The organism is Bacillus sp. L_1B0_5, from assembly GCF_000836715.1.
In the GTDB taxonomy this organism is placed as follows: Bacteria; Bacillota; Bacilli; order Bacillales; family Bacillaceae_G; genus Bacillus_A; species Bacillus_A thuringiensis_S.
In genome coordinates this window covers 12599-24809 of the sequence record NZ_JXIS01000087.1, presented here as the reverse complement: position 1 = coordinate 24809, position 12211 = coordinate 12599, and the positions used below count along the sequence as shown (strand labels likewise).

Here is a 12211-nt window from a genome sequence, read left to right as displayed (position 1 = left end):
ATATATGGAAGGTGTAGTATTATTACATAAGCCAAAAGGCATGACATCACATGATTGTGTATTTAAATTAAGAAAGATATTGCGAGAAAAGAGAATTGGTCATACGGGAACATTAGACCCAGATGTAACGGGAGTATTACCACTTTGTGTGGGGAGAGCAACGAAGATTGCACAATTTTTAACAAGTGAAACGAAAACATATGAAGGTGAAGTAACATTAGGGTTTTCAACAACAACAGAAGATGCTTCTGGTGAAGTTGTGGAGAAACAAGATGTAAACCGTGTTATTACACGTAAAGAAGTAGAAGAGGTACTAGCTGAATTAACAGGCACGATTGAACAAATGCCACCAATGTTCTCAGCTGTAAAAGTAAACGGGAAAAAATTATATGAATATGCAAGAGCAGGACAAGAGGTGGAACGTCCAGTTCGTACAATTACGATTCATGAATTCGTATTACTTGATGACCGTGAAGTTTTTGAAGGAGAAAATATTTCATTCCGTTTCCGTGTAACGTGTAGTAAAGGAACATATGTAAGAACGTTAGCGGTAATGATCGGGGAGAAACTTGGTTTCCCATCACATATGTCTCACCTTGTAAGAACGGCATCTGGTGAATTTTTATTAGAAGATTGCATATCATTTGAAGAAATTGAAGAAAACGTGCAAAATGGAACAGTAGAGTCTATCTTCATTTCAATTGATGAAGCATTAAGTAAGTTTCCAAAAATGGTTGTAGATGAAAAGCAAGCAGAGAAAATCAAGAATGGTATGTTCTTAAAGAATGAATTAGAAATAACAGCACCATTTATTACAGTGTTTGATGAAAATGATCGTTGCTTAGCAATTTATGAACATCATCCAAAACATCCTGGCATGTTAAAGCCGATGAAAGTACTTGTGAATAATCAAGAACTAAAGCTATAATGAATTATTGGAAGGATTATTACAGAAAAAGGTGAATTCAAGCGTGAAACTTATTCATTTAACTCATCCACATGAACAAAAAAAATTAGAATTACCACCTACTGTAATGGCATTAGGATTTTTTGATGGCATTCATTTAGGACATCAATGTGTAATTCGAACTGCGAAAAAAATAGCGGACGACCGAGGATATAAAAGTGCAGTTATGACATTTCATCCTCACCCATCTGTTGTTTTAGGGAAAAAGGATGCGCATGTGGAGTATATTACACCAATGCGTGATAAAGAAAAAATAGTCGAAAGCTTAGGAATCGATATATTATATGTGATTAAATTTGATGAATCATTTGCAGGGTTATTACCGCAACAATTTGTAGATGATTATATTATTGGTTTAAATGTAAAGCATGTAGTAGCAGGGTTTGATTATTCATATGGACGTTTAGGAAAAGGAAAGATGGAGACTTTACCATTTCATGCAAGAGGGGAGTTTACACAGACTGTGATTGAAAAAGTTGAATTTCAAGAAGAGAAAGTAAGTTCTACAGCATTACGAAAGTTAATTCGAAATGGCGAAATGGAACAAATTCCATCTATTTTAGGTAGAGCCTATACTGTAGCGGGAACAGTTATACACGGCGACAAACGTGGGCGTCAAATTGGTTTTCCAACAGCTAATGTAGGTTTAAGTGATGAGTATTTATTGCCACCTGTAGGTGTTTATACAGTGAGATTAAAAGTTCACGATGAATGGTACGATGGTGTATGTAATATTGGATATAAACCGACTTTTAAAGAAGATGAGCGTCAATTATCAATTGAAGTGCACTTATTTGAATTTAACAAAGATATATATGATCAAAATGTTACAGTAGAGTGGCATATGCGTATAAGAGAAGAGAAGAAATTCAATGGCATTGATGAGTTAGTTGAACAAATCGCAAAAGATAAGAAAACAGCACAAGAATATTTTGCGAGCGAAAAGAATATACTTGCTTTTTCAAATGAAAAGTAGTATTCTATGTTATGTACTTTATGACAACCATTGCTTGGCATTGCGACTCACCGACGCTTGCTAGGTAATTGGGGGTTTAATTAATAGGAGGTGAAATAGGATGGCTTTAACACAAGAGCGTAAAAATGAAATCATTGCACAATTTAGAACTCATGAGACTGATACTGGTTCTCCAGAGGTTCAAATTGCTGTCCTAACGGAGCAAATTAACACTCTAAACGAGCACTTACGTACTCACAAGAAAGATCATCATTCACGTCGTGGTCTATTAAAGATGGTTGGTAAACGTCGTAACTTACTAACTTACCTTCGTAATAGCGATATCACACGTTACCGTGAATTAATCACAAAGCTTGGCTTACGTCGATAGTCAAAGAAGCGGGAATATTCCCGCTTTTTTGTTAGGTAAAAATATATCTTCTACGCTTTATAGCTTACTTAATTTTAGGCAATACTAGAGGTAGAATATTGTGATATACTATCCATTTACATAGAAGAATTGAATACTTTAAATTGAGAGGGGTACTTAAATGAGTCAAGAAAAGCAAGTCTTCTCGATAGATTTAGCTGGTCGCCAGCTAACAGTTGAAACTGGTCAGCTTGCAAAACAAGCGAACGGAGCAGTATTAGTAAGATATGGCGATACAGCGGTTCTATCTACAGCAACTGCATCAAAAGAAGCTAAAAATGTAGATTTTTTCCCACTTACAGTAAACTATGAAGAGCGTTTATATGCAGTCGGAAAAATTCCTGGCGGTTTTATTAAGCGTGAAGGTCGTCCAAGTGAAAAAGCAATTTTGGCAAGTCGTTTAATCGACCGTCCAATTCGTCCGCTATTCGCAGATGGTTTCCGTAACGAAGTACAAGTTGTCAGCATTGTAATGAGTGTTGATCAAGATTGTTCTTCTGAAATGGCAGCTATGCTTGGTTCTTCATTAGCGTTATCGATTTCAGATATTCCATTTGAAGGTCCAATCGCTGGTGCGACAGTTGGTCGTATTAATGGCGAATTCGTTATTAATCCAACAGTAGAACAGCAAGAACAAAGTGATATCCACTTAGTTGTAGCTGGTACGAAAGATGCGATTAACATGGTTGAAGCAGGAGCAGATCAAGTGCCTGAAGAAACAATGTTAGAAGCAATTATGTTTGGTCATGACGAAATTAAACGTTTAATTGCATTCCAAGAAGAGATTGTACAAGCTGTAGGTAAAGAGAAATCAGAAGTGAAACTTTATGAAGTTGACGCTGATCTTAATCAAGCTGTACGTGAAATGGCTGAGAAGGATATGCATTCTGCAATTCAAGTACATGAGAAACATGCACGTGAAGATGCAATTAACGAAGTGAAAAAGCGTGTAATTGAGCATTACGAAGCTGAGGAAGCTGACGCTGATACATTAGGACAAGTAAATGAGATTTTATATAAAATTGTAAAAGAAGAAGTACGTCGTCTTATTACAGTTGAAAAAATCCGCCCAGATGGCCGTAAAGGTGACGAAATCCGTCCTTTAGCATCAGAGGTTGGTATTTTATCTCGTACACACGGTTCTGGTTTATTCACACGTGGACAAACACAAGCATTAAGTATTTGTACATTAGGTGCATTAGGCGATGTGCAAATTTTAGATGGTCTTGGTGTAGAAGAATCAAAACGCTTTATGCACCATTACAATTTCCCATCATTTAGTGTTGGTGAAACAAGACCGATGCGTGGACCAGGTCGTCGTGAAATTGGTCATGGTGCACTAGGAGAGCGCGCACTTGAGCCTGTAATTCCATCTGAAAAAGATTTCCCATACACAGTACGCCTTGTATCTGAAGTATTAGAATCAAATGGTTCTACTTCACAAGCAAGTATTTGTGGTAGTACTTTAGCAATGATGGATGCGGGTGTTCCACTTAAAGCTCCAGTTGCAGGTATTGCAATGGGTCTAGTTAAATCTGGTGAGCATTACACAATTTTATCTGATATTCAAGGTATGGAAGATCATTTAGGTGATATGGACTTTAAAGTAGCAGGTACAGCACAAGGTGTAACTGCACTGCAAATGGACATTAAAATCGATGGTTTATCACGTGAGATTTTAGAAGAGGCATTACAACAAGCGAAAATTGGTCGTGTGCACATTCTAAATCATATGTTATCTGTTATTGCAGAGCCACGTACTGAATTATCAGCTTACGCTCCAAAGATTATTACAATGACAATTAACCCAGATAAAATCCGTGACGTTATTGGACCAAGCGGTAAACAAATCAATAAAATTATTGAAGAAACTGGCGTTAAAATTGACATCGAGCAAGATGGTACAGTATTCATTTCATCAATAAATCAAGAAATGAACGACAAAGCTAAGAAGATTATCGAAGATATCGTTCGCGAAGTACAAGTAGGTGAGATCTACGAAGGAAAAGTGAAGCGTGTTGAGAAATTTGGTGCTTTCGTTGAATTATTCAGCGGTAAAGATGGATTAGTTCATATTTCTGAACTTGCACTTGAGCGTGTAGGTAAAGTAGAAGACGTTGTGAAAATCGGTGATGTAATTACAGTTAAAGTTATCGAGATTGACAAGCAAGGTCGCGTAAATCTATCTAGAAAAGTATTGCTAAAAGAAGAGCAAGAAAAAGAAGCTGCTAAAGAAGAAAACAAACAAGAGCAGCAATAAGTAAAAGCCAGTTAAACTGGCTTTTTTTGTTATGTAAAAAACATGATGTTCATATATTTTTATGTCGGTATAGGTATAGTTTTCATTATAACGCTCAAATTAACAAAGATAAGAAGAAAATGTTTTTATATAGCTAATTTGGGAGGGTTTATATGAAAGTTCGTATATTGGCATACATATGTATATTTTCTTTATATGTCAGTTTAGGCTCTTATTCTGTTTTTGCACAAGATAACTTGCATAAAGAAATTCAAAAGCATGCAAAACAGTATGAGATTGCACCTCAAAATGCGATGATTGATAAAATATGGAAGGCAACACCTGGATATAATGGAAGACAAGTGGATATTGAAGCATCGTATAATAATATGAAGAAGCTAAAGGAATTTGATCAAAAATATCTTGAATTCAAAGAAGTCTCACCGAGTGTTCATTTGGAAGATTTATCACCAGCTCCAATTTATAGAGGGCATCCAAATAAAAAGATGGTAGGATTAACAATAAATGTGGCATGGGGAAATGAGTATTTGCCTCGCATATTAGAAATCTTGAAAAAGCATGATGTGAAGGCCACTTTCTTTTTAGAAGGACGTTGGGTGAAAGAAAATTTGCGGTTTGCAAAAATGATTGTCGATGCAAAACAAGAAGTTGGAAATCACTCATACACACACCCTAATATGAAAACGTTATCGTCAGATGAAATACGAGATCAGTTACAAAAAACAAATCGAATGATAGAAGTAGCAACGAATCAAAAAGTAAGATGGTTTGCCCCGCCGAGTGGAAGCTTTCGAGATGAAGTCGTAAAGATTGCAGATGATTTTCAAATGGGAACGATTATGTGGACTGTAGATACGATTGATTGGAAGCGACCTGAGCCGGATGTACTATTGCAGAGAGTAATGAGAAAAATACATCCAGGTGCTATCATATTAATGCATCCTACTTCGTCTACAGCAGAGGCTTTAGAAACAATGATTACAAAATTGAAGGAACAAGGATATAAAGTGGGGAATATAACTGAATTACTGGATGAAAAACGTGTGGATTAAATACATTTGCATGACATTCATCCTTAAACTTGTTATCATTAAATAATAGCGTTTTATTTAGAGAAACTGGCAGTAGGAGGAAAGTTTTTGATTAAAAAATATACTTGTAAAAATGGTGTAAGAATAGTTATGGAGAATATACCAACTGTAAGATCGGTTGCAATTGGTATTTGGATCCATGCGGGATCAAGAAATGAAAATGAAAAAAATAATGGGATTTCTCACTTTTTAGAGCATATGTTCTTTAAAGGGACAGAAACACGTAGTGCACGAGAGATTGCAGAATCATTTGATAGCATTGGTGGTCAAGTGAATGCATTTACTTCAAAAGAATATACTTGTTACTATGCAAAAGTATTAGATGAGCATGCTAAATATGCTTTAGATGTTTTAGCAGATATGTTCTTTAATTCAACATTTGATGAGGAAGAACTGAAAAAAGAGAAGAATGTCGTATGTGAAGAAATTAAAATGTACGAAGATGCGCCAGATGATATTGTGCATGATATGTTAACGAAAGCAACATATGAAACGCATCCACTTGGATATCCTATTTTAGGAACAGAAGAAACGCTTAATACGTTTACAGGTGATACGTTACGTCAATATATAAAAGATCATTACACACCTGAAAATGTAGTTGTATCAGTTGCAGGAAATATTGATGAAGCATTTTTACAAACAGTGGAGCAATATTTCGGTAGTTATGAAGGAACAACAAACCGTGAACAAGTACATAGCCCAATTTTCCATTTCAATAAGGTAGCCCGTAAAAAGGAAACGGAACAAGCTCATTTATGTCTAGGATATAAAGGCTTACAAATGGGACACGAAGATATTTATAACTTAATTGTATTAAATAATGTTTTAGGCGGTAGCATGAGTAGCCGTTTATTCCAAGAAGTACGTGAGCAACGTGGATTAGCTTACTCGGTATTTTCTTACCACTCTTCTTATGAAGATACAGGCATGTTAACACTTTACGGTGGAACAGGTAGCCAACAATTAGATACACTGTATGAAACAATGCAAGAAACATTAGAGACATTGAAAAATACAGGTATTACAGAAAAAGAGCTTATGAATAGTAAAGAGCAATTAAAAGGAAACTTAATGTTAAGTTTAGAAAGTACAAATAGCCGTATGAGCCGTAACGGTAAAAATGAATTGCTTCTTCGTAAACATCGTTCACTTGATGAGATTATTGAAAGTGTAAACACTGTAACAAAAGAAAATGTGGACGGATTAATTCGCAACATGTTTACTGATGAATTCTCTGCGGCACTTATTAGTCCAGATGGAAAACTTCCAAAAGGAATAAAACTATAATCGATTTTTATGATGTATCTGATAATAACCTTCTCTCTTTTTAAATGAGAGAAGGTTATTTTTTTTATACATATAGAATAGGTACTAATTATAGACAATGCAAATGAAAAATTCAGTAGGGGGAGTATGTATGCGATTAAGTGAATTAAGTGGTAAAGAGGTTGTAGATATAGAAAAAGCGGAAAAAATGGGAGTCTTAGGTTATATGGATTTAGAGATTAATGAGAAAGACGGACAAATACAAACACTTATAATACCTGTAGGGAAGTGGGGAGGTTTTAAAAAGGAACCACAAGAAATAAGGGTGGCATGGAGTCAAATAAAGAAAGTCGGACATGATATGCTTCTTTGTGATAGTATAGATCGTTCAAATTCGGAGTGAAGGATGGCCATTTTGGTCATCTTTTTTTGTATCTACATAGAAACCTGATAAATCATATGTGCATTTGGATTTTCAATCACCATAAACTCGTACATTACATATGATGTGGAGGAAAAAGAAAAAGTAGGCACTTTTCTTATAAATGACAGAAAAAGAAGGTGAATTAGGGAATGTTGACTGAGATGCATATTGCTGTCATAGGAGGAGATGCAAGGCAGCTAGAAGTAATTCGTAAGCTAGTTGAATTGGATGCGAAACTTTCTTTGATAGGGTTTGATCAGTTAGATCATGGTTTCACAGGGGCAGCAAAAGAAAGTATACAAAATTTAGATTTCACTTCTGTAGACGCAATTATTTTGCCGGTTGCAGGTACAAATGCTAAAGGAGAAGTAGATACTATTTTTTCAAATGAAAAAGTTTCAATAACGAAAGAACAAATTGAAAATACACCAGAACACTTTACTATATATTCGGGTATTGGTACACCTTACTTGGAAAATCTCGTATCTACTACGAACCGAAAACTTGTTAAATTATTTGATCGTGATGATGTGGCAATATATAATTCTATTCCAACTGTAGAAGGTACATTAATGATGGTAATTCAACATACCGACTATACAATTCATGGGTCCAATGTAATGGTTCTAGGATTTGGTAGAACAGGAATGAGTGTTGCGAGAGCATTTCAATCATTAGGAGCCCATGTCAAAGTTGGAGCAAGACGATCTGAACATATTGCACGTATTACAGAAATGATGTTTTCTCCTTTTCATATGCAAGATATAGAGAAAGAAGTAGGAAATATCGATATTGTAATCAATACAATTCCGCACCTCGTTGTAACAGCGAATGTTATTGCAAAAATGCCAGCTCATACGTTAGTGATTGATTTAGCCTCTAAACCAGGCGGTACTGACTTTAGATATGCGGAAAAAAGAGGAGTCAAAGCGTTGCTAGCACCTGGATTACCAGGTATTGTTGCTCCCAAAACGGCTGGGCAAATTTTAGCAAATGTTCTTTCTCAGTTATTAGCAGCAGATGCAATTGCAAAGGAGGAGGAAAAGAAATGAGTTTGAAGGGGAAACGAATTGGTTTCGGATTTACGGGTTCACATTGTACGTATGAGGAAGTTATGCCGCACTTAGAAAAATTAATTGCTGAAGGGGCAGAAGTACGTCCCGTTGTTTCATACACTGTTCAATCAACAAATACTAGATTTGGAGAAGGAGCAGAGTGGATTAAGAAAATTGAAGAAATAACAGGTTTTAAAGCAATTAATTCAATTGTTGGAGCAGAGCCACTTGGACCTAAAATTCCATTAGACTGCATGGTAATCGCTCCTTTAACAGGAAATTCTATGAGTAAATTTGCAAATGCAATGACAGATTCTCCAGTACTAATGGCAGCAAAAGCGACGCTAAGAAATGGCAAGCCTGTCGTATTGGCAGTTTCGACGAATGATGCTTTAGGATTAAATGGGGTAAATCTAATTACACCAACAAGGTGACGACAAAGCATAAACGCTTATATGTCGCCATCTTGAGGGAGCTTAGGGTAAAGCACAAGTTCGAAATCATCGAGCCTTTGCCACTTTTCCTTTTTATAAACAGCCTTTTCTAAAACCGACTTTAGGAGGCTGTTTTTCTTTTTGGGATCATCTGTTTTAAAGTACAAATCAAGAACATGCTCTACTTGAGGTATTGTATCTTTCTTGACTTTTTCCTTCTTAATTTCGGTTTTAATTTCTTTCTTTAAGTTTTCCATAGTGGAAGTAATTTCAATTATACGGTCAGAAACTACATTCGAGCGTTCTAAAAACATATCGACTGTGTAAACGCCACGTTCTAATAAATCATGTAAATTATTTTTTTGTTTTTGGACATCCACTAATTCTTTTTCAAGCTTGCGTAATGCAGCTTCATTCATTTGAATGACTTGTGTTTCTTTTAATTTGTCATCTTGCTTATGTTTTTCAAAATCAGCTTTATAATTGATGTACCATTCTTTTAATGCCTCGAGTAAACGCTTCTCAATTAATTCAGTGTAACTTGATTTGTTTTCACAGCCCCGGTGTTTACAATCCATCGTTTCTTTTCGGTTCTTCGGATAACGTTGGACCATGCTATAACCACATTTACTACATTTAATAATGCCAGCTAGAGGATTTTTAATTCCGTTCGTATTGTAAGGAACGTGATATCTTGAATTTAATTTTTCTTGTACTTGTTCAAATAAACTTTCCGGTATGATTGGCTCATGTTTGCCATCAGCAATAATCCAATCTGATTTATCTTGACGAGCACAACTTCTTTTTATTGCATCAGGCTGTTTTACTTCTTTTCGTTTTTGCCACGTTACTTTTCCGATGTACACATTATTTTTTAATATATCCAAGATGCTGTAGGGGTTCCATTCATTACCTAGCTTACTTTTGTAGCCAATATCATTTAATTTGCTTCGGATTGCGTTAGCGCCCATATCCTCGTTTGCATACCAATCGAATATCATTCTTACAACAGAAGCTTCTTCTGAATTAATTGTTAAAGTACGTTCTCGCTTATTTAAACGGTGGATATCATAACCATAAGGCGCATGGGTACCGAGGTAATTACCAGCCTCCACGCTTGCTATACGGCCGCGTTGCATACGACGCGTAATAATCTTTAACTCCTTACGAGCCATAAACGCTTCAAATTCGCTATATTCTTCGTCCCACTCATCATTAAGGTCATAAGTCTTCCTAGGTGTCATAATCTTCGTATTCGAGCGTTTAAACGTCTCTAAAATGATTCCTTGCTCTTTCATACCGCCACGACCTAAACGGTCCATATCCATACAGAGAACAACATCATATTTGTTATCCTCAATTTCTTCAAGCAATGCTAACATTTCAGGCCGTTTCACTAAGCTCTCCCCAGAAACGATTTCCTCACGAACAGCTAAAACATTTAAGTTCATTTCCTTGGCAATTTTCAACAGGGTAGATCGGTGCTTTGCTAATGTTTCTCCTTCGCCTCGTGCTTCGGCTTCGAGATCGGCACGGGATTTTCTAAGGTAGATTGCAGTTTTCATAGTTAGACCTCCTTATTAATATGTATTATATGAATTGTAATTTCAGGAATGAAGTAAATGATAAAACATAAGACTGGTTCAATTCTAAATCATAATTAAATAGTCCATGAATCGGACTTTTTAATTATGATTTACTTTTTTGTATTTAAGCCAGTTCTTTGATTCAGGATTATAAAGAAAAATTGTATTTTGTTTCTGTAAATCATTTGCCCTTACTAGAACCCATTCTTTAGTTGGGCGAGTATAGAGGTGAACTAAGTCTTCATTTTCGACCTCAGTTTCTGGAATGAATTTTACAGTATAGTAACTTTTGTTTAATTCACCTTTTTCCTTAAGATAAAAATACATAATTGTAACTAGGAAAGCCCAAATTATTACTGGACCGATTAAGAATTTAATAGATGACTGAGATAATAAATCCAGTTTTAATATTTGTTCTTTAGCTAAATAGAGATGCATAGTTTGGGTATATAGGCTGGCACCCACAAGAAGTATGTATACAAGCTTATTTAGGCCGAAATATATAATAAGGATGCCATTTTTTATATAAGTAAGAACGCTTTTGATTGTATTATGCCGGCTTAGCCACTCATCTCTTTTAGTAATAAAGTTTTGGTAACTGTTGATTTGATGTAAATAATTTAAAGCGGAACAAACCATGTTAAATGCCATATAGATTAATATAGAAATTAATAGAATAAGAGCTAATAAAATATCTATAAAATATACTGTATTTAATATAATCTTTGTTGGTTTAGGTATACCAATAAAATAAAAAAGTAAAGAGACTAATTGTAATAATAAATAAAATCCAATAAAAGCTGTAATAGTTTGTGTCATCTTTGTTAAAAATCTAATGTGCTTTCCTTCAAAGATTAAATCAAAATTAGTTTTCTTATTATAAATAATGAGAACACCCAAAAAAGAGGCTATGGATAGAATTATTGGAAAAGCTTTAGATAATCCTTCAGAAAAAGAAGCTATATCTTTTATAAAAGTCATTTGTATGAGTTCCCTTCTACAACTTTGTATAACACCGAAAATCATTATTATTAAAATGTAACTAATATAAATAGGTCTTTAAACGAACGTTCCGAGTTGTTTAATTACCTGATTTGTTGCACCTTGCTATTTTATCTTGATAATCAAGTGCCTGTTTTTTTGCGATCGGATTGTCATCCATTTGTTCTAATTGGGATAACGCAGAACGTGCTGTATCGCAATCCATTTTTTCAATTTCTTGTCTCTCGAATCGTTCACGGCGAGAGGCTGCCGCCCTATCGAAAGCTTCCTCTTTCTCTTTTGAATCAGCGGCTTGAAGTTTTCTTATTTGCTCCTCCTTGAATCGCTCCAATTTGGATTCTTCTATTTTTGGTGCTGATTGATTACTGGAATCATTTTCGTCGAGTTGTTTTTGTTTTTCTTGATTCTGTTGTTGTTCTGCTTTGGCTGCTTGTTCTTGCTTCGCTTTTTCTTCTGATTGGCGTTGGGCTTCAGCTTCCTGACGTCGTTGTTCTTCTTGCTTCATTTTTTCCTCTGCTTGGTGTTGGACTTCAGCTTCTTGACGTTGTTGTTCTTCTTGCTTTACTTTTTCTTCTATCTGACGTTGTTCTTCTACATTCTTTGTTTCTTCTTGTGCGTGTTGTTCGTCTTCTTTAACTGGATTGTTAGTATCACAACCAACTAGTCCAATAGATAAAAAGAGCGTTGTAAATGGTACTAGGTATTTTTTCATTATTAATCCTCCATAAGTTAATAGAA

At 35.3% G+C, this 12211-nt stretch carries 11 protein-coding genes and 1 pseudogene; 9 read left to right on the top strand and 3 right to left on the bottom strand.

Annotation, left to right across the window (positions count from 1 at the left end):
• The first annotated feature begins 4 nt into the window (after positions 1-4).
• The 9 genes and pseudogenes from truB to dpaB all read left to right on the top strand — a co-directional run.
• On the top strand, positions 5-928 hold the full coding sequence (truB, locus tag RT27_RS24365; protein ID WP_016080538.1) for a tRNA pseudouridine(55) synthase TruB: 924 nt from the start codon (positions 5-7) through the stop codon (positions 926-928).
• Positions 929-971: 43 nt separating this feature from the next.
• Complete coding sequence (ribF, locus tag RT27_RS24360; protein WP_043937863.1) at positions 972-1943, top strand: bifunctional riboflavin kinase/FAD synthetase; 972 nt, start codon at positions 972-974, stop codon at positions 1941-1943.
• 100 nt (positions 1944-2043) lie between these two features.
• A complete protein-coding gene (gene rpsO / locus RT27_RS24355) occupies positions 2044-2313 on the top strand; it encodes a 30S ribosomal protein S15 (RefSeq protein ID WP_001229392.1) in 270 nt (89 codons plus the stop codon).
• Between the two features lie 160 nt (positions 2314-2473).
• Positions 2474-4612, top strand: coding sequence for a polyribonucleotide nucleotidyltransferase (gene pnp / locus RT27_RS24350; protein ID WP_000076745.1), 2139 nt, complete (start codon positions 2474-2476; stop codon positions 4610-4612).
• A 152-nt stretch (positions 4613-4764) separates the two neighbouring features.
• Entirely contained in the window at positions 4765-5664 is a 900-nt protein-coding gene (locus tag RT27_RS24345) for a polysaccharide deacetylase family protein (protein WP_016080541.1), read from the top strand.
• Between the two features lie 87 nt (positions 5665-5751).
• The gene (locus RT27_RS24340; protein WP_000593001.1) at positions 5752-6993 is read left to right on the top strand and encodes a pitrilysin family protein; all 1242 of its coding nucleotides are present in this window, start codon (positions 5752-5754) and stop codon (positions 6991-6993) included.
• 130 nt (positions 6994-7123) lie between these two features.
• Complete coding sequence (locus RT27_RS24335; protein WP_016080542.1) at positions 7124-7375, top strand: YlmC/YmxH family sporulation protein; 252 nt, start codon at positions 7124-7126, stop codon at positions 7373-7375.
• A 170-nt stretch (positions 7376-7545) separates the two neighbouring features.
• Positions 7546-8448, top strand: coding sequence for a dipicolinic acid synthetase subunit A (gene dpaA / locus RT27_RS24330; protein WP_000954735.1), 903 nt, complete (start codon positions 7546-7548; stop codon positions 8446-8448).
• Positions 8445-8870 (top strand): annotated as a pseudogene (gene dpaB / locus RT27_RS24325) (dipicolinate synthase subunit B); the annotation flags it as partial. The gene dpaA and the pseudogene dpaB, both read left to right, overlap by 4 nt.
• 32 nt (positions 8871-8902) lie before the next feature.
• On the opposite strand, the gene RT27_RS24320 reads toward dpaB, so the two are convergent.
• The 3 genes from RT27_RS24320 to RT27_RS24310 all read right to left on the bottom strand — a co-directional run bounded on the left by RT27_RS24320 (position 8903) and on the right by RT27_RS24310 (position 12185).
• Entirely contained in the window at positions 8903-10450 is a 1548-nt protein-coding gene (locus RT27_RS24320; protein WP_043937862.1) for a recombinase family protein, read from the bottom strand.
• Between the two features lie 120 nt (positions 10451-10570).
• Positions 10571-11452, bottom strand: coding sequence for a hypothetical protein (locus RT27_RS24315; protein WP_043937860.1), 882 nt, complete (start codon positions 11450-11452; stop codon positions 10571-10573).
• Between the two features lie 100 nt (positions 11453-11552).
• Positions 11553-12185, bottom strand: coding sequence for a hypothetical protein (locus RT27_RS24310; RefSeq protein ID WP_043937859.1), 633 nt, complete (start codon positions 12183-12185; stop codon positions 11553-11555).
• Positions 12186-12211 lie beyond the last annotated feature (26 nt).